Genomic DNA, 18,674 nt, shown 5'->3' with positions numbered 1-18,674 from the left:
ATCAACGGCTTCTCCCTCGTCGCCTCGCTCGGCGCCACGGCCTGGCTCTTCGAGGGCGGGCACCTCGGGCTGCCGAGGACACCCGGGCTGCAGACCTTCATCGTGGCCTGCCTGGCCGCCTTCGGCTTCGGCCTGGCGATGGACTACGAGGTCTTCCTGCTGGCCCGCATCAGCGAGTACTGGCGGGCCGGGTACGACAACGACGAGGCCGTGGCCCGCGGGCTGCAGCGCTCGGGCCGCATCATCACCTCGGCCGCCGCGATCATCATCGCCGTCTTCCTCGGCTTCGTCTCGGGCGAGATGATCTCCATCAAGGAACTCGGGGTGGGGCTGACCATCATGGTCGCCGCCGATGCGACGCTCGTGCGGCTGCTGCTCGTGCCGGCGACGATGACCGTGCTCGGCCAGTGGAACTGGTGGGCGCCGAAACCGCTGGCCGGGCTCTACGACCACTTCCGCCAGGAGAACTGAACCGCCGCACGACGGCCCTCCTGTCCGCAAGGCCGCGCGCAGATCCCACCCCCGCGGACGCCGCGTCCCACGAACGCCCGCTCCCCGGGCAGCCGAGAGCAGGTGCACCGACCCCGGCCCTGCCCGGGACGCGGGATCCGCTGACCCGCACGCCGAAAGGAAAGACCGATGAGAGCACTGATCACGGGCGCAACCGGATTCGTGGGCAGGAGCCTGGTGGAGGACCTCCTCGACCGGGGGCACGACGTCCGGGTCCTCGCACCAGACGCCCGGGGCGCGCGAGCACTGCTCCCGGAAGCGGTCGCCGTCCACCCGGGCGCGCCCGCCGACGAGGACTCCGTCCGGAATGCGAGCTCGGGGGTGGACACGATCTTCCACCTCGCCGAGAGCGAGCACCCGAGCTCCCACCGGAGCTACGAGTCCTACTCGAAGAACCTGCTCGGCACCGCGAACATCCTGTCCGCGGCCGAGCTGGACACGAGGATCTCACGCATCGTCATCCAGAGTTCGATCGCGGCCACCGGGCCCTCCAGGGACGGCCTCCCCCTCACCGAGGAGAGCGAGCTGAGACCGCTCACGAACTACGGCCGTTGCCAGGCGAACATGGAGGTCGCCGCGCTCCGGCACCGCGCCGAGACGGGAAGCCCCGTGGTCATCATCAGATCCGCCATGACATACGGCGAGGGCGACCGGAACTGGCAGCCCTTCTTCGAGCTCATCGAGAAGTCGTCCCGCCACGGCCTGCCGCTGCTCATCCCCGGCCGCCACCGGAATCTGTCGGATTTCTGCTATGTCAAGAACCTGACCCGCGGAATGATCGACGCGGCCCAGTCGGAGAACACCGTGGGAAGAACCTATTTCCTCTCCGACGCACGGCCGTACGCCTTTCAGGAGATCATTGATGCGGTGGCGGGGGCGTACCATCTGGAACCGCCCCGGAGAAGCCTCCCGCGGGCCCCGCTGCTGGGGGCCTCCCACGTGCTCGACGCCCTTGCCGGGATCTTCGGGTTCACCTCGCCGCTGACGCCGCGGGACGTCCGGTGGATGACGACGAACTACTGGATCTGCTCCTGCGGGAAGGCGCGCACGGACTTCGGCTACTCCCCGGAGTTCGACCTCGTGGCGGGCCTCGGGAGAACCGTACGGTGGCTGGAGAACGGCGCGGCCGTTCCGCGAGGAGCCGGCCGGGACGAGTCACCGGTGGAGGAGTAGTCGGCGGCCCCGTCACCGCGCCCACCGGGCGGACCGCCCATGAACCCGCCGGCGGGAACCGTCCGCGGCATCGACGGACGGACCTCCCGGCTCCGCCCGGGCCGCCGAGCGAACCGGATGCCGTCCGGCCCGACGCAGCCGAGTCCCATGATCGACCGGAGCCGTCCGGGCCCTGCCGTGCCCGGGAGAACCCCTCCGCGCCGGCGCCGGGTGCGCGCTGCGCAGTTGAGGGCCGGGCCCCGGGCAGACGGCGGCGCCAAGAACCCCTTGGCGCCGCGCGCCGCCGAGAACAGCCTTCCGGCGGGGCATCACCCATCGAACGAAGAGGAACTGATGAAATGCACAGAGTCGTGATCACCGGTGTGGGGGCCGTGTCGGCGTACGGGCTGGGGGCCCGCACGCTGTGGCGCTCCGTCGTGAGCGGCAGGAGCGCCGTGGACAGCCTGCGCTCACTGGCCGGGTACGAGATGTCCTCCCCGCCGCTCGGAGCGGAATTCCAGGACTTCGACTTCACCACGGCGCTCCCCGGGGCCGAGGCCTACGCGCACCTGACCGACCGCGGTACGCAGTTCGCCCTCGTCGCGGCCCAGGAGGCGTTCGACGACGCCCGGCTGGGGTCCGCCCTCGGGGAGACGATCCCGAACGACCGGTTCGGCGTCTACCTGGGAACGACGACGGCCGGGATTCTGAGCGCCACCGACATGGCCGTCTCGCATCTCACCCGGACCCCGCTCCCGGACTTCTCGCTCGCGCACGCCTTCTGCCCGGGGGCCTGGCCCGATCTGATCGCCCACCGCTTCTCCGCCGATGGGATCATGCGTTCGGTGAGCACCAGCTGCTATGCCGGTGGTGAATCGGTCGGGCTGGGCTTCCGGGACGTCAAGGAGGGCCGGACGACGGTGGCGCTCGCCGGAGGCTGCGACGCCCCCATCGCCATCACCAACTACATGAGCTTCCAGATCATCGGAGCGACGTCCCGGTGGACCGGCGATCCCGCCCGCGCCTGCAAGCCGTTCTCCGCCGATCGGGACGGCATGGTCTTCGGCGAGGGCTCCGGATTCCTCGTCCTCGAGGACCTGGACTCGGCGTTGGCGCGGAACGCGCGCATCTACGGCGAGATCATCGGCTACGCCGCGACATCCGACGGCGAGGACATGGTGCGTCCCTCCCACGACGGAAGCCGCTGGGCGGATGCCATCCGGCAGGCCCTCGCCGAGGCGTCCATCGCTCCGGACCGGATCGACTACGTCAGCTGCCACGGGACCGGCACCCGCGAGAACGACCGGGCGGAGGTCCGGGCGATCACGGACGCGCTGGGCCGGACCGATGTGCCGATCGGCTCCATCAAATCGATGATCGGCCATGCGTTCGGGGGAGCGAGCGCGTTGGAGCTGGTGTGCCTGGGCATGATCCTCGTCGACAAGATCCTTCCACCGACCATCAACTACTCCGCCCCCGATCCCGAGTGCGACATCGACTGCGTGCCGAACGAGGCGCGTCCCGTCACCCGATGCGACTACGCGCTGAAGACGGCGACCGGATTCGGGGGATCGAACATGGCACTCGTGATGGCAGGCTGGGAGGACTGACATGAGACTGCACGTGACCGGCCTGGGATACTCGTCCGGGGGCACCAGTGGGGCCGATTCCCTCTGGGACGGACTGATCGCGAAATCGAGCTCACTCAGGCACCACTCGCGGCCCTCGGGGAAGCGGTTCCTGTCCTCGGTGCCGGCGAGGGTGCCGCTGGACAGGTACCCCGAGCTCGGCAGACGCACCCGGTACATGGACGACCAGATCATCTACGCGACGACGACCGCGCTCGACTGCGCGGAGGCGATGTCCATCCGGAGGCTCTCCTCGCAGGATCATCTGGACCCCTCGGACATCGGCGTCATCATGGGGACGGCCTTCGCGCAGATAGGTTTCGGCATCAAGCAGGTGATGAAGGTGGTCGAGGGCAGGCCGAAGAGGATATCCCCGCGCACGGGCATGGCGTTCTACTTCGGATCGAGCGTGGGGGAGATCTCCTGCGCCCTGGGCACGAGGGGGGAGAACTGCGCCGTCACGACGGGGTCGTGCATCGGATCCGACGCCCTGGACCTCGCGTCCCAGACGATCGAGGGCGGGCGGAACAGGGCTGTCCTCGTCGGCGCGGCGGAGGCGGTCCCCCTGGATCTGCTCGTCGACTACTGCGCGGACTCCCTGACCTTCTGCGACACCGAGTACGAGCCGTTCTCCGCGCGACGGACCGGATTCGCGCCCAGCAACGGCGGCGCCGTCATCGGGGTCGAGGACCCGCGGGTCGCGGTCGAGAGGGGAGCGACCCCCCTCGCCAGCGTGACCGCCATCGGCACCCTGAACGCGGGCAGGGCGCTGTTCTCCCGCGACGCCCGCATCGACGCCGAGTACCGCAGGCTCATCACCGGGCTCGTCGACAGGGCGCGCATCGGCCTCTCGGACATCGACCTGGTCATCCCGACGGCGGACGGCGACCCGAGCACGACGGACTCGGAACTCGCCGCTGTCACCGGGCTCCTCCCGACCGCTCGGGGGCTGATCTACACGCCGAACCCGATCACGGGCTACGGAATCAGCTTCAGCATCATCACCAACATCATCACCGCCGTGCTCTGCCTGCGGCATCAGCAGGTTCCGGGGCTCGCCTGCAGCGCCGCGGAGAACCACGAGGAGTGGTTCGTCGGGGACGACACCGAGGACCGGACCATCAGGAACGTCCTCATCCTGCACCGGAGCCTTTTCGGAAGCAGGATCTCCGGGCTCGTGCTGTCGGCCGCGGACGGATGAGGCGCGGACGGACTCGTCGGTCGCGGCCCAGGACGGCTCGTCCGTCCGCGGCGGGGTCGCGGCCGTTCTCCGTGATCTCCGGGACCCCGCCGTCGGGGTGAGACGGCGCCCGGCCCGCGCGCCCGGGCCGTAGGACGGCGGGAGGCGGCCGGGCCCGGGCGCGGGTCCCCGATGCCCCCGTCGCGCGCCAGGGCCGCGCGACGGGGCCGCACGGCGCCGGTCGGGCCCGGCCGTCGGGGACGCGCCCTCGACGGCCGGCTTGAACCCGGGTCCGATAATTGAGCCGGTCGTCAGGCGGTCGCATCGGACGATCCGGGCAGCCGGCGGGTCGCCGGCCGGCGCCGGAGCCGACGAGGAGAACGAAGGAACAAGTGCCTTTCAACACGGAGAACCATCTCATCCGCATCGAGGACTCCCCGAGGGTCTTCAACCGCATGAAGATCCTGTTCACCCTCATGATCCTGCTGGCCATGGAGCTCATGGCCGTCTCGTCGATCAACGTCGCGCTGCCGACCATCGAAACGGCGATCGGCGCCTCGAACACCTCGATGCAGTGGATGCTCTCGGGTTACGCGCTGCTGTTCGGCATGGTCCTCGTCGCCGCCGGCCGCATCGGCGACGTGCTCGGGCGCGGCACCCTCTGGATCATCGGCGTGGCCATCTTCAGCCTCGGCTCGCTGGCGTGCGGCGTCGTCGACAACCCCCATCTGCTCAACCTGGCCCGCATCGCGCAGGGCTTCGGCGCCGGCGTCTACAATCCGCAGACGATCGGCATGATCCAGCAGTACTTCAAGGGCCAGGCCCGCGCGAAAGCGTTCAGTGTCTTCGGACTCGTCATCTCGGCGTCGGTGACGGCCGGCCCGCTGCTCACGGGCATCATCATCCGCATGGTCGGCCCCGAGAACGGCTGGCGCGCCTCCTTCATCTGGAACTTCCCGCTGGGCCTGCTCGGCATCGTCCTGGCGCTGCGCTGGTTCCCCTTCGAGAGCGAGCGGCGCCGGGCCCGCGAGCGGCGCGAGGGCACGGCGCGGGCCCGCCATCTCGACCTCGACCCGCTCGCCGTCGCCCTGCTCATGGCGGCGGTGCTGTGCATCATGCTGCCGTTCATGATCAAGACGGGCCCGTCCTTCGCCCTCCTGGCCCCCGGCGCCGCGCTCATGTGGCTGTGGGTGCGCTGGGAACGCTCCTACAAGGCCCGCGGCCGTCAGCCGATGGTCGACCTGGCGCTGTTCCGCCACCGCTCCTTCACCCACGCCACCGCCATCAGCGGCATGCAGTTCCTCGGCGGCACCTCGGTCTTCGTCCTCGTGGCCCTGTTCATCCAGAACGGCATGGGCGCCTCGGCCCTCGCCGCCGGCATGATCGGCCTGCCGAACGCGCTCGTCTCGGCCGTCACCTCGATCGCCACCGGGCGCATGGCGCTGGCCAAGGGCCGCACCATCGTCATCGTCGGCCTGTCGTGCATGGTGGCCGGTGTCGTCCTCACGGCGGCCACGGCAGCCTTCACGATCGAGCACGGGTACAGCTTCTGGTGGCTCATGGCCCCGCTGACCCTCATCGGCTTCGGCAACGGTTGCATGACGGGCTGCATCCAGACCCTCTCGATGATCGAGATCCCCCCGGCCGAGGGCGGTGTCGCGGGCGGCGTCAAGTCCACGGCCGAGCGCATCACGACGGCCATCGGCAACGCCGTGACGACCGCCATCTTCTACTCGCTCGTCTCCTCGGGCTGGACGAGGGCCCTCACGAGCGCCTATGCGGCGATCACCGTGTTCATCGCGATCTCGCTGGCACTGGCCGTCTTCGACCGCGTGAGCCTCGGCCGCGGCGCCCTCAAGGAACGCCGGGCGTAGGCGCGGAGCCGCTCGATGGGCGCCGGCATGGGCACGGCGAGCGCGCGTCCCGCTCACATGTCCACCGCCTACGATGAGCGGGTGCACTCAGCCGCGTCCGCGCAGACCCGGCGCGCCCGGCCGTCCTGGCCGGTCGCGCTGGCGGTGCTGCTCGCCCTCGTCGCGGGGCTGCTCGGCGCGGGCGCCGCGCCGGCGTCCGCCGACGGCACGAGCGCCGACCTCACGATCACCGGTCTGGACCCGGCGACCGTCCGCGTCCCGAGCGAGGTGACGCTCTCCGGGACGCTCACGAACACCGGCCCGAACCGGCTCGCCGGAGCCACGGTGCGCCTGTGGAGCGCCCGCGGGCCCATCACCAACGGCGACGCCCTCAGCAACGCGCTGTCCGCCGAGCAGGACGTCACGAGCACCCCGCCCGTGCCCGGTGCCGAGGCGTCCGCGACGGTCGCCGACCTGGACGCCGGGGCGTCGGCCCCGTACTCGCTCAGGGCCTCGTCCGAGGCGCTCGGTCTCATGAGCGCCTCCAGCGCCTATCTCGTGGGGGCGATGCTCGTCGACGCCGAGGGGGGGCTCATCGCCTCGGCCCGCACCGTCATCACCTGCCCGGGAGAGGGCGGCTACCAAGCGGCGACAGTCGCCGTGCTGTCCAGCGCGCCCTCGCTCGTGCCCTCCACCGACGACGGCGCGGCCGGCCAGGCCGTCCTCACCGACGACCACCTGGCCGCCGAGATCGCCGGGGGCGGCCGCCTCGACCTCATCGCCGACCTGGCGGAGGCCGACGACGTCTCGAGCCTCATCGACCCGCTCCTGTGGGACGAGCTGACGGCCATGTCGTCCGGCTACCAGGTGCGCACCGGGCCCGGCACGACCGCCGACGGCACCGGCCAGGCGGCGGCCGCCTCGTTCCTCGACCGGCTGCGGCGCATCGCCGCGAACGGGCGCAGCCACCGCACCCTGTACGGTTCCCCCGACGTCACCGCCGCTGCGGCCGCCGGGCGGGGCGAGCTCGTCGGCGCCGCGGAGGACGCCCTGCCGGCCGCCCACCCGCTGGCCGTCCTGCCCCTGGCCGTCGTCACGGACGGCTCGTCCACCTCGCAGGCGATCGTCGACCTCCTCGACGGGGTCGACCCCGGACTCGTCCTGGCCCCCGATCTCGACGCCGACGGCGAGTACTACCGGGTGGACGACCTCGCGATGCTGGCCACCCACGAGTCCATCGCCCAGGGCAGCGCCGGGGACGGCTCGGACTCCGACGCCCAGCGCGCCGCCCGCCTGCGGGCCGAGCAGCTCGTCTACTCGCTGTCGGGCTCCCCGGCGGTCGACGTCGTCGCCACGGCGGACGCCGCCCGAGCCGAACTGGCCGGCGCCGACGGGCGCGCCCGCGTCACCGTCGACGAGCTCACCGCCTCGCAGCAGCCGGTCACGACCAGCGCCCAGGACACGGCGCCGAGCAGCCCGACCGACCGCTCCGGGCCCGAGCGCACGGCCCGCGGCGACCTCGGCGTCTACGAGGAGCTCACCGGCCGGGGCCCGGGCATCGACGCGGACGCCCTGACGCTGGCCGCGTGGAGCTCGTCCTTCCCCAGCGACGCCGACGCGGACGAGTACGTCCGGACGGCCCTCGCGCCGATCAGCCAGGCGCTCTCCTCGGGCGAGGTGAGCGTCCACATCAGCGAGCGTCTCGTCATCCCCGACGACGACAGCGCCCTGCCCGTGTCGGTCACCAACACCATGAGCGTTCCGGTCAGGGTGCGCATCCACTTCGCGTCCGACAATCCGGGACGCATCTCCATCGACGACACCGACGTGCTCGAGATCGGGGCGGGCGAGTCGGTCACCGTGCGCATCGCCCCGCGGGCGACGAGCAACGGCGACGTGCAGATGAACGCCGTTGTCATGACCACCGGCGAGCACGCCACCGAGCTCGGGCCGCGCAGCGAGTTCGTCGTCTCGGCCAACAGTTCGGGGCGCGTCGCCTGGGTGATCATCATCGCCTCGGGCATAGTCCTCATGGCGGCGACCGCCCTGCGCGTCAAGCAGGTGCGTCACGAACGCGCCCGGGCCGTGGAAGACGCGGCCCGCGGCAGACGGGCCGCGGAGTGAGGAGCCGTTCGGCGGGCCGGTCGGGCGCCCGGTCGATTCGAGGGCACACTGGGACCAGTCCAGCCGACCAGGCCGGCCAGGCAGCGAGGAATGACATGGAGCGAGCGCAGCAGGGGCCCCGGCCCGGCGGTCCGGCGGCCGCGCCCGCCGGCGGCGACGTGCTCGCCGAGCGCTACCACCTCGACGAGCAGCTCGACGTCATCGGTTTCGCCACCACCTGGCGCGGCCGTGACGCGATGCTCTCGAGGTCGGTGATCGTCCACGTCCTCGATCCCCGGGCGCCCACGACGCCGGAGGTCCTCTCGGCCGCCCGGCGCGCCTCGGTGGCCACCGACTCGCGGTTCCTGAGGGTCCTCGACGCCCTCGACGAGCCGATCCCCTTCATCGTCTGCGAGGACAGCCCCGGCACGCGGCTGCGCGAGCTGCTCTCGTACGGGGCGCTGAGCGGGGTCGAGTCGGCCTTCGTCGTCCGCGAGATCGCCGACGCGCTCTCGCCCATGCACGCCCGAGGCATCTTCCACCGCCGCCTCACGCCCGAGAGCATCATCATCACGCCCAACGGCAACGTGAAGGTCGTCGGCTTCCTCATCGACGCGGCCCTGTCCGGCGAGGCCGCGATCCCCGGACGCGAGCCGGCGCTCCAGGAGGCCGAGGACGTGCGCGCGCTCGGCAAGATCCTCTACGCCTGCCTGACCCAGCGCTGGCCGGTGCCCGCCGAGCGGCCCCAGACCAAGGAGTTCGGCCTGGTTGCCGCGCCGATGACCTCGCCGGAGGTCTCGAACACGCCCCGCTGGGTGCCGCCGGCGACCATCAAGGAGTCGGTGCCGGCCCCGCTCGACGCCGTGTGCGTCTCGATCCTCACCCCGCGCGCCGGGACCAACCGGATCCGCAGCGTCGACCAGATCGTGCGCGCCATGAACCGGGTCATCGGCGCCGCCGACCCCGATGGCGATCTGGAGCAGCGGGTGCGCGCGCTGGCCGGGCGCGCCGGGACGACCGGCACGGGCATGACGCCGCGGGTCCACGCGCTCGCCGAGCCCGTGCAGGAGCCGCTCGTCGGAGACGACCTCGTCGAGCAGGCCGAGGTGCAGCGCATCACCCGCGAGGCGGCCGAGCAGCGCGAGGCCCTGCTCGCCGAGCGCGCCGAGGCGGCGGCCCGCATCCGGGACGAGAAGGAGCACCAGGCGCAGGCCGAGGCCCGGGCCCGCGAGCGCGGGAACTCCTGGGAGGGCACGCGCCTCTACCGGCTGCTGCGCTGGATGGCCCCTCTGTACGTCACGGCGATGCTCGTCATCGCGGTGCCGGGCATGATCGGCTCGATCAGGCACAACGACAACGCCGCCCGCCGGGCCGCTGCGGAGCGGAGCGCCACGCCGGCCCCCGGGCCCGTGGCCTTCACCGCGGAGTCCTTCGACCCGACCGCCGACGGCGGCGAGGGCGGCGAGAACGCCGCCGAGGCCGCCCTCGTGGCCGACTCGGACGCGGGCACCGTCTGGCGCACCGATCTGTACACCGGCTCGGCGACCTTCAGCGGTCTCAAGCCGGGCACGGGGCTGCTGCTCGACCTGGGACGCCCGGTCGGGCTCGACGGGCTGGACATCCGGTTCGTCGGCGAACCGACGGCCGTCCAGATCATGACGCCCAGGGACGCCGAGAACCCCTCGCGCGCGACGGTGAACGACTGGACGACGGTCGCCACCGACTACGGGGCCGGCGCGACGACCCGGTTCTCCTTCGACGACGGGCCCACCACCCGCTACGTTCTCGTCTACCTCACGAGCCTGCCCCGGGTCGACGGCGGCTGGCAGGGCGGCATCAGCGAGATCGCGGTCACCGCCTGAGCCGCCCACGAGACGCGCCCGCACCGCCGCGGTCCCGGTGAGGCGCGGCGGACCGCGACCCGCCCCCTCGCAGGAGCGCCCCTCGCGCGGGATCATGGCGTCCGGGTCCCCGCCCCGCGAGGCCCCGCGGGGAGCGCCGGCGGCCCCGCCGCCGCGGCCCTCCGACACGGCTGGACACCGCCCGCCCGGTGGCCGACCCCCCGGCATCGCCCTCCCAGGGCCCGGGGCCCCGCCTGCGTCGGGCCCGCCGAATACACTGCGCCCTGTGAAGCTCCTCCTGATCCGCCACGGTCAGTCGTCCAACAATGTGCTCACCGCCGCGGGTCACGCCTTCGCGGGGCGCAGCGCCGATCCCCTGCTCACCGCGCTGGGCCGCACGCAGGCCCGCCGTCTGGCGCAGGCCTTCGCGGACGGTCTGCTGCCGCGCCCGCAGGTGCTGCTGTGCTCGCCGATGGTGCGGGCCGTCCAGACGTCCGTGCCGGTCAGCGAGGAGCTGGACGTACCGGTCGAGCTGCTCACCGACGCCTACGAGGTCGGCGGCCTGTACGGCGGTCCGCCGAGCGCGCCGGTGGCCGAGCGCGGGGCCGGCGCCAGCGCGCTGCGCGAGGTGAACGAGCGCGTCGTCGTGCCCGTCGACGTCGACGACGACGGCTGGTACGACAAGGGCGAGTACGTCGAGGCCCCGGCCCAGGCGCAGGGCCGCGGCTTCGCCCTCTTCGCCGACCTGGAGCGCCGCTTCCACGCCGACGACCGGGTCGTCGGCCTCATCTGCTACGAATGGATCATCCAGTACCTGCTGCGCGCCTCGATGGGTGCGGCCAGCGTGCAGGGCGCCCCCGACCCGTGGGTCACCATGCTCAACACGGCGACGGCCCACCTCGAGACCGGACTGCCCGCCCCCGAGCCCTACGAGGGGGCCGGCGAGACCGTGATCCACTGGATCAACCGTTTCGACCATCTGCCCCCTGACGAGCAGACCCACTGAGAGCGGCCCGGTCGCCGCCGTGCCGGGGCGCGTCTGCCCCCGACGGGCGGCCGCCTGGGTGATCATTCCGTATCCATTTTTATTACGTAAAAAGTAGACATCATGATAATCGTCGATCGGCGCCGATCCCCTCGTATCCGTCTCTCTTCGACATTCGCAAGAGAGCACCATGGACGGCCGGAGCGGCGTCGACGGTAGAGTCGGATCGGACGCCGGCCCCGGGCACGGGGCTCCGGGCATCACCGGCACAAGGAGGCACCCGTGCGGCTGCAACGCAGGAAGCTGCTGAGGATCGGCGCCGCCGCCCTGGCCGCGGCCGCGCTGAGCGCCTGCCGCGACGGCAACGACGACTCCCGGCCCACCGCCACCGGCGCGAGCCCCTCGGCCAGCCCCGACTGGCACGACGCGAAGAGCACCGGTTCAGGCACCCTGTCGATGCTCTCGGCACTGCTCGGCACGGGCGAGCTCCAGGACCGCTACGCCAACAACGTCCTCACCGGCTTCTTCGGCACGAGCGCCTACCAGATGGCCACCACCTACACGACGAGCGACAAGTTGCCCGACAAGATCCTCACGGCCCTGACCGGCGGCATCCTGGCCGACGTCCTCATGCCCGAGTACGGCTGGCTGCACGCTCTGCGCCGTCGCAACGCGCTTGAGCCCCTCCCGGCCGACCTGCTCGCCGACCTCGGCGTCGACGAACGCTTCCTGCCCAGCTGCCGCATCGACGACGAGCTGTTCGGCGTGCCCTACGCGATGGACCTCCAGGTCGTCGGTTACCGCGTCGACCTGCTCACGCAGGCCGGCATCACCGAGCCCCCGAAGACGCTCGACGAGCTGCGCGAGATGGCCAAGCAGCTCAACGGCGAGGGCTTCAGCGGCTTCGACCCGTTCGGCCCCGGTCTGGTGCGCACCTGGGCCAACCTCGTCGGCGCCTACGGCGGCAGGCTGTTCACCGAGGAGGGCGACCTGGGCTTCAACGACGGCACGGGCGCGAAGGCCCTCGACTTCCTGGCCGGCCTCGTCAATGACGGGACAGCCGATCCGTCGTCGGTGCCCGGCACGGGCGAGCCGCGCCTCATCGCCCAGGGCAGGGCCGCCATGGCCCCCATGGGCACCGCCACCTGGGACGAGCTGAACGGCGCGGGCCTCGGCGACGAGGCCCACATGGCCTTCTTCCCCATGCCCCCGGGCGATGCCGGCGGCGAGCCGTCGATCCTGCGCACCGGCACCGTCCTGAGCGTCTCGCGTCAGAGCCGCTACCAGGACGTCGCCTTCCAGTTCCTCCACTACTGCCTCGAGGACCAGCCGCTGTCGACGACGGCGGCGATGATTCCGGCGATCCCCTCACGCACGGGCCTGCTCGTGACGAGCGAGCTCTCGTCCAATCGGATCGCCAACGCCGGTCTGGCCAGCATCGACCACGCCGGCGTCATGCTCGGCGGCAGCGACGCCTGGCTCGACCTGCGCCCGGTCGTCGAGGGCCAGCTGCGCATGACGCTCGAGGGCAAGCAATCGGCCGACGCGGCGATCGGCAACCTGGCCCGGGTCGTCACGGACTCCAAGAACGCCGGCTGAACGGGGCCCGGGGCGCCGACAGCGGAATGAGACCGCCGCCCACCGCGTTCCCCAACCAACGACCCGCGCCGGGGGACGGCCAGGGCCCCGACCGTCCCGGCACCGCGTAGGCTCGGACCACCGCCCGTCGGCCAGAGACGAGAAAGGCAACCATGAACGACCAGCTCCGTGACGTCATCATCATCGGCTCCGGCCCCGCGGGCTGCACCGCGGCCATCTACACCGCGCGGGCGGGCATGTCCCCGCTCGTCCTCGAGGGCTCGCTCGACGCCGGCGGCGCGCTCATGACGACGACCGAGGTGGAGAACTATCCCGGCTTCCCCGAGGGCATCCAGGGCCCCGAGCTCATGGACGGCATACGCCGCCAGGCCGAGCGCTTCGGCGCCGAGTTCATCACCGACGACGCGACCGAGGTCGATCTCGCCGGCGACGTGAAGACCGTCACGGACGGCACGGGCGCCGTCCACCGGGCGCGGACCGTCATCCTGGCGACCGGCTCCGGCTATCGCCATCTCGGCATCCCGGCCGAGGAGCGCTACTCCGGCAAGGGCCTGAGCTGGTGCGCCACGTGCGACGGCTTCTTCTTCCGCGGCAAGCCGATCGCCGTCGTCGGCGGCGGCGACGCCGCCCTCGAGGAGGCCCTCTTCCTCACGCGCTTCGCCGACTCGGTGACGCTCATCCACCGTCGCGACCGGCTGCGCGGCTCCGAGATCATGGTCGAGCGGGCGAAGAAGAACCCCAAGATCGACTTCGCCTGGAACTCGGTCGTCGTCGACCTGCACGGCGACGACCGGCTCGAGTCCGTGACCCTTCAGGACACCAGGGACGGCTCCACACGCGAGCTGGCCGTCGAGGGCCTGTTCGAGGCCATCGGCTCGGTGCCCCGCTCCGAGCTGTTCAAGGGCCAGGTGGCCCTCGACGAGGCCGGCTACGTCCTCGTCGAGGGTTCCTCGACGCGCACCGACCTGCCCGGCGTCTTCGCCTGCGGGGATCTCGTCGACCACGTCTACCGGCAGGCCATCTCGGCCGCCGGCACGGGCTGCCGCGCTGCCCTGGACGCCGAGAACCACCTCGCCTCCCTCCAGTCCTGACCCCGCGGGCAGGTCCACGGCCCCGCCCCCTGTGGCCTGCTCCCCCGCCGGGTCCGGCGCCGCCTCCCGGCCCCGCCGCGACCGGCTCCGTAGGATGGAGGCCGCACGCTCGACCAGCCGGGCAGGAGGAGTCTCATGAGCAACGTGATCGACGTCACCGACGCCACCTTCCACGACGTCGTCCTCGGATCGGACAAGCCGACCCTCGTCGACTTCTGGGCCGACTGGTGCGGCCCCTGCAAACGCATGAGCCCCATCCTCGACGAACTCAGCGAGGAGTACGGCGACCGCATCAACTTCGTCAAGCTCGACACCAACGCGAACACGGTCGTGCCGACCCAGCAGGGCGTCCTCGGGCTGCCCACCGTGCAGATCTACCGCGACGGCCGGCTCGTCGCGCAGTTCCAGGGCGCCAAGACCCGTGCGGGTCTGCTCAAGGTCCTCGACGAGTTCCTCTGACTCCCCTCGACGCGTCTCCGCGCGCCGGAGACCGCGCGGGCGAGCCGCGGGGACCGGCACCGCACTCCGCACCAGGGCCGCCTCACGGATCGGTTCCGCATGCTCGGCCCCGCCATGAGGCGCCGGTGCGTCCCACGCGCATCGCCTCTCCGCGGTCGGCCCCGCGTCCGAAGGCCGGCGGAGGTGCCGTGGTCGATGGTCCCACCCGCCCGATCCGCTCCGCGTCGGCCGAGCCGCACCGTCCGTGACCGTTCAGGCCCTCGGGCCCCGACGCGCAGCGCCGGTCCCGTACAACCCAGGACGTCCCGTCCGTTCGCGACCCCGGCGCCGCTGCGCGGGGATGTCGAGGCCGGTGGCACCCGGAAATGCTGTGGGTCGGTTCCGCCGACTGGACCTCGATTTGTCGATAAATCAATTCGTTGCCATGGCCGGAGCTCAGGGCCCGACCGGGATCGCCGTGGCGGACGCCGAGGCATCGGCATGGTCCGGGTGCTCTCGACGGATCGGCCGGCCCCGGGGGCGCCGGGCCGGGGCCCGTGCCCGGTCACTTCCCGAGGATGCCGAGGATCCGCTCGAGATCGTCCTCACCGGCGAAGTCGATCGTGATGCTGCCCTTCCGACGACCGATGGTCACCTTGACCCTCGTGTCGAAGCGATCGCCGAGCTCGTGGGCGATCGACTCGGCCCGCGGGTTCGGTGTCCTGGCCCTCCTCGTGCCGCGCGGCGCCTCCTGGCGGGCCGGGGCGAGCGTGACGATCTCCTCGGTCGCGCGCACGGAGAGGCCCTCGGCGACGATGCGCTGGGCCAGTCTCTCGACGGCGAGAGGATCGTCGAGTGACAGCAGCGCGCGCGCATGGCCGGCCGACAGGACGCCGGCGGCGACGCGGCGCTGGACGGTGGCGGGAAGTCTGAGCAGCCGGATCGTGTTGGAGATGTGCGGACGCGACTTCTTGATACGGGTCGAGAGCTGCTCCTGGGTGATGCCGAAGTCGCTCATGAGCTGCTCGTAGGCGGCCGCCTCCTCGAGGGGGTTCAGCTGCACACGGTGCAGGTTCTCGAGCAGGGCGTCGGTGAGCATCTTCGAGTCATCGGTGCTCCGCACGATCGCGGGGATCGTCCCGATGCCGGCCCTCTCGTGGGCGCGCAGCCTGCGCTCGCCCATGATCAGCTCGTAGTGCCCGTCATCGATCCTGCGCACGACGATGGGCTGGAGCAGGCCGACCTCCTCGATCGACTCGCTGAGCTCGGCGAGCTCCTCCTCGCCGAACACCTGACGGGGCTGCCGGGGGTTCGGGGTGATCGCTTCGACCGGTAGTTCGGCGTAGTACGAACCGTCGGGCATCGTCGCGGACGCGAGGTCCCCGACCCGGGACTCCTCGGCACGGGCCTCGTCCCCCCTCCCGGCGTCCGGTGCCGCCGCGGGGACGTCGGTGCGCTGGAAGAGCTCCCCGAGGCCACGCCCCAGCCCACCCGTTCGTGCGCTCATTCCTGCTCCTCAGCTGCTCGGGCGGCGAGTTCCGCCGCGACTGTGCGATAGGCGCAGGCGCCCACCGAGTGATCGTCGTAGGTGATGACGGACTGGCCGTAACTCGGCGCCTCGCTGACGCGCACCGACCGCGGGATGACGGTCTCGAGGGTCTCCTCACCGAAGTGGCCGCGCACCTCGTCGGCGACCTGGGCCGAGAGCTTCGTCCGACCGTCGAACATCGTGAGGAGCACGGCCCACAACCGCAGATCCGGATTGAGTTCGCCCCCGACGAGCTGGATGGTTCGCATGAGCTGGGTCACGCCCTCGAGCGCGTAGTACTCGCACTGGATCGGGATGAGGATGTCCGTCGCTGCGACAAGGGCATTCACCGTGAGGAGCCCCAAGGAGGGCGGACAGTCGAAGAAGACGTAGTCGATGTCGTGATCCACCAGGTACTCGCGCAGCGCCTTGAGGAGCTTCTGCTCCCGGGCGACCTTCGACACGAGCTCCAGCTCGGCCCCCGCCAAGTCGATGGTCGCCGGAAGGACGAGGAGCCCTTCGGCCTCGGGAGAGCGAACCACGGCGTCCTCGAGCCTCATGTCGTCGAGCAGCACCTCGTACATGCTCGCCGTCCCCTCCCCGTGGGGGATGCCGAGCGCCGTCGAGGCATTGCCCTGCGGGTCGATGTCGACGACGAGCACCCGGAGGCCCCCCTGGGCGAGGGCGACGGCGAGATTGACCGCCGTCGTCGTCTTGCCCACCCCGCCCTTCTGGTTGGCCACGACGATGCGGCGCGTCGTCACCGGCCTGGGGAGAGGTCCGACGGACGACGTTGTTTCACGTGAAACATCCCCGAGGGTTCCCTGCCCCTGCGGACGCTCGGTCGTTCCCTCGTCGTGCGTCGCGGTCCCGTCGGACGCACCGGTCGCCGGTCCCGGCCTGGACCCACCGAAGTCCCCCCACTGCGGGGCGTCGACGCCGAGGACGGCAGCCGCACCTGTTCCGGGCGCGGCGTCCGGCTCGTCGCCGGTGGTTCCACTGCCCGGGACGGGAACCGGATCGTCACGATCGGGGGCGGGGTCGTCCACGAGCGGCACCGTCGGGATCCCCGCAGAAGAGGCGGGAGCCTCGGTCCCCGGGTTCGTCGGGGCGGGGAAGTGCCCGGCGGGACCGGTCGGAGCCACCGACGTTTCACGTGAAACATCACCACGTCGTTGTTCCAGCAGCGCTGTGCTGCCGGGATAACCGAGCGGACGCGTCCACGTGCGCCGTTTGAGTGGAGGCCAGCCCAGGGGCACATCCGTCACGCGAACACCACCGATCCCTCGACGACAATGACGAGGTCAATCCTAGCGTCCGGGACCGGGACGGGGAGACGGGATCCTCCCCCGGAACGTCGTGACGACACGCCTTGTCAAAAGTCATTCCTGGTGTCAGGCGCATGGCACCGGGAGATCTGGGCGGGCGGGTCGTGACACATCCCCACCCGCCCGGGAGCGGAACCGGCCACCCGAGGGTCCGTGGTGGGGAGACCACTCCTCCACCCGCACGGGAGCCACGGAGCCGCCGAAGACCGTCCGCGGCGAATCGCATCCCCATCGGCACGGGAAGCCGATCCACGGAGAAGCCGGCTATGGGTCGTCGCCGCCTCACCGACGGCGCGGGGGGACGCTCGGCCGGCGACGGGCCCGACGACGGGACCCCGTCCTCATCGCCGACGCACGCGAGGTGCACGGGCCACCGTCACGACGTTCGTCGCCTCGGCGTCCGGGTGCGCGCGTACGGGGACGACGTCGGCCACGAGACCCGATGCCCTCAGCAGGGGCGCCGCCTCGTCGATCTCGTTCCGGGCCGAGTCCCCCTTGAGAGCGAGGAGACGGCCACCGGGGGCGATGAGGCGGGCCGTCCACTCGAGGAGTCTCGGGAGTCTCGCCACGGCACGGGCCGTGACGATCTCATGGGCTCCGGTGCAGTCCTCGGCGCGCCCCCGCGTCACGGTGATCCGGCCGGACAGGCCGAGTTCCTCGACGACCTCACCGAGGAAGGTCGTGCGTCGGAGCATGGGCTCGAGCAGAGTGATGCGCAGATCAGGACGCGCGATCGCCACGACGAGGCCAGGCAGGCCCGCACCGCTGCCGATGTCGATGACCTCGGACCCCTGAGGGAGCAACCCGCACAGGGCCGCGCAGTTGAGGATGTGCCGAGACCAGATGCGCGCGGGCTCTCGGGGCCCGAGCAGGCCCCTGGTGACCCCCACTGAAGTCAATATGTCGACATAACGTTTCATCTGCTCATCGTTCTCGCGCAGGAGTGCAGCCGCCTGGCCCCTGGCCACGTCCTCGCGCGTCTCCCCGCCACGGGCTCCGGCCTCGACGCTGTGCTGGTGCGGCTGTGTCACGACGCTCCTTCCGGGAACTGCCCGGGCCCTCTTCCCGAACGCCCCCCATCCTGCCCCATGAAGAACCCGGTCAGCACGTTCACCCGAGGTGTCGCCGCCGACGGGGCGAGGGCTCGGCCCGGCCGGGCCGACCGGCCCCGGAACCAGCGGGCCGGGACCGCGGATCGCCGCACGACGAGGACAGACGAGGGCTCGGGGAGGTCACCGCCCACGGTGGAGGACAGCGGGCCGACCACGCCCGGATCGTTCGCGTGGGCGGCCTGGACGCGGGACGGCGGCGCCACGCATCGGTCGGGAAGCACGGTCCTCGCCGGGCGCACTCCCGGTCGCCCCACCCGGCGCGCCAGTCCACCGTGCGCCCCCCAGCGGCCGTTCCTCGATGTCCGATGGCACGGCCCCGTGCGGTG

Annotated in this window: 13 protein-coding genes and 1 pseudogene; 11 read left to right on the top strand and 3 right to left on the bottom strand. The window is 71.7% G+C overall.

What is annotated here, in order from left to right; translation table 11 throughout:
- From K336_RS0109445 to trxA, 11 genes are all read left to right on the top strand, one after another.
- Nucleotides 1-471, top strand: a 471-nt coding sequence (locus K336_RS0109445) for an MMPL family transporter (RefSeq protein WP_028706891.1), incomplete at its 5' end; no start/stop codon positions are given.
- A 168-nt stretch (nt 472-639) separates the two neighbouring features.
- Nucleotides 640-1,683, top strand: coding sequence for an NAD-dependent epimerase/dehydratase family protein (locus K336_RS0109440; protein WP_028706890.1), 1,044 nt, complete (start codon nt 640-642; stop codon nt 1,681-1,683).
- Between the two features lie 338 nt (nt 1,684-2,021).
- Nucleotides 2,022-3,272 (top strand): beta-ketoacyl-[acyl-carrier-protein] synthase family protein, encoded by a 1,251-nt coding sequence (locus tag K336_RS0109435; RefSeq protein WP_021798240.1) that lies wholly within the window; start codon nt 2,022-2,024, stop codon nt 3,270-3,272.
- 1 nt (nt 3,273) lies between these two features.
- A complete protein-coding gene (locus tag K336_RS0109430) occupies nt 3,274-4,491 on the top strand; it encodes a beta-ketoacyl synthase N-terminal-like domain-containing protein (RefSeq protein WP_028706888.1) in 1,218 nt (405 codons plus the stop codon).
- Between the two features lie 371 nt (nt 4,492-4,862).
- Nucleotides 4,863-6,344 carry an MFS transporter gene (locus tag K336_RS0109425; protein ID WP_028706887.1) on the top strand — a complete coding sequence of 494 codons (1,482 nt, stop codon included), beginning with the start codon at nt 4,863-4,865 and terminating at the stop codon, nt 6,342-6,344.
- Between the two features lie 27 nt (nt 6,345-6,371).
- Entirely contained in the window at nt 6,372-8,447 is a 2,076-nt protein-coding gene (locus K336_RS0109420) for a DUF6049 family protein (RefSeq protein ID WP_155945053.1), read from the top strand.
- Nucleotides 8,448-8,542: 95 nt separating this feature from the next.
- Nucleotides 8,543-10,288: a protein kinase family protein gene (locus tag K336_RS0109415; protein WP_028706886.1), complete on the top strand. Its 1,746-nt coding sequence runs from the start codon at nt 8,543-8,545 to the stop codon at nt 10,286-10,288.
- A 265-nt stretch (nt 10,289-10,553) separates the two neighbouring features.
- Entirely contained in the window at nt 10,554-11,273 is a 720-nt protein-coding gene (locus K336_RS17095) for a histidine phosphatase family protein (RefSeq protein ID WP_051245594.1), read from the top strand.
- Nucleotides 11,274-11,534: 261 nt separating this feature from the next.
- Nucleotides 11,535-12,851: an ABC transporter substrate-binding protein gene (locus tag K336_RS0109405; protein WP_028706885.1), complete on the top strand. Its 1,317-nt coding sequence runs from the start codon at nt 11,535-11,537 to the stop codon at nt 12,849-12,851.
- A 152-nt stretch (nt 12,852-13,003) separates the two neighbouring features.
- Entirely contained in the window at nt 13,004-13,942 is a 939-nt protein-coding gene (gene trxB / locus K336_RS0109400; RefSeq protein ID WP_028706884.1) for a thioredoxin-disulfide reductase, read from the top strand.
- A 135-nt stretch (nt 13,943-14,077) separates the two neighbouring features.
- Nucleotides 14,078-14,401: a thioredoxin gene (gene trxA / locus K336_RS0109395; protein WP_021798751.1), complete on the top strand. Its 324-nt coding sequence runs from the start codon at nt 14,078-14,080 to the stop codon at nt 14,399-14,401.
- A 544-nt stretch (nt 14,402-14,945) separates the two neighbouring features.
- Here trxA and K336_RS0109390 read toward each other — a convergent pair.
- From K336_RS0109390 to rsmG, 3 genes and pseudogenes are all read right to left on the bottom strand, one after another.
- Entirely contained in the window at nt 14,946-15,887 is a 942-nt protein-coding gene (locus K336_RS0109390) for a ParB/RepB/Spo0J family partition protein (RefSeq protein WP_021798752.1), read from the bottom strand.
- Nucleotides 15,884-16,791, bottom strand: a pseudogene (locus K336_RS15725) (ParA family protein). The gene K336_RS0109390 and the pseudogene K336_RS15725 overlap by 4 nt, the downstream one beginning before the upstream one ends.
- A gap of 786 nt (nt 16,792-17,577) precedes the next feature.
- A complete protein-coding gene (rsmG, locus tag K336_RS0109380; protein ID WP_081660740.1) occupies nt 17,578-18,156 on the bottom strand; it encodes a 16S rRNA (guanine(527)-N(7))-methyltransferase RsmG in 579 nt (192 codons plus the stop codon).
- Nucleotides 18,157-18,674: the final 518 nt, after the last annotated feature.

This window comes from Propionibacterium acidifaciens DSM 21887, from assembly GCF_000426605.1.
Lineage (GTDB): Bacteria > Actinomycetota > Actinomycetes > Propionibacteriales > Propionibacteriaceae > Propionibacterium > Propionibacterium acidifaciens.
This window is presented reverse-complemented; position numbering and strand designations above follow the sequence as displayed.

Bases quoted from the DNA above. Each gene is read 5' to 3' on its own strand.
- K336_RS0109440 (WP_028706890.1), top strand. From the start codon at position 640: ATGAGAGCACTGATCACGGGCGCAACCGGATTCGTGGGCAGGAGCCTG.
- K336_RS0109435 (WP_021798240.1), top strand. From the start codon at position 2,022: ATGCACAGAGTCGTGATCACCGGTGTGGGGGCCGTGTCGGCGTACGGG.
- K336_RS0109430 (WP_028706888.1), top strand. From the start codon at position 3,274: ATGAGACTGCACGTGACCGGCCTGGGATACTCGTCCGGGGGCACCAGT.
- K336_RS0109420 (WP_155945053.1), top strand. From the start codon at position 6,372: ATGGGCACGGCGAGCGCGCGTCCCGCTCACATGTCCACCGCCTACGAT.
- K336_RS0109415 (WP_028706886.1), top strand. From the start codon at position 8,543: ATGGAGCGAGCGCAGCAGGGGCCCCGGCCCGGCGGTCCGGCGGCCGCG.
- trxB (WP_028706884.1), top strand. From the start codon at position 13,004: ATGAACGACCAGCTCCGTGACGTCATCATCATCGGCTCCGGCCCCGCG.
- trxA (WP_021798751.1), top strand. From the start codon at position 14,078: ATGAGCAACGTGATCGACGTCACCGACGCCACCTTCCACGACGTCGTC.
- K336_RS0109390 (WP_021798752.1), bottom strand. From the start codon at position 15,887: ATGAGCGCACGAACGGGTGGGCTGGGGCGTGGCCTCGGGGAGCTCTTC.
- rsmG (WP_081660740.1), bottom strand. From the start codon at position 18,156: ATGAAACGTTATGTCGACATATTGACTTCAGTGGGGGTCACCAGGGGC.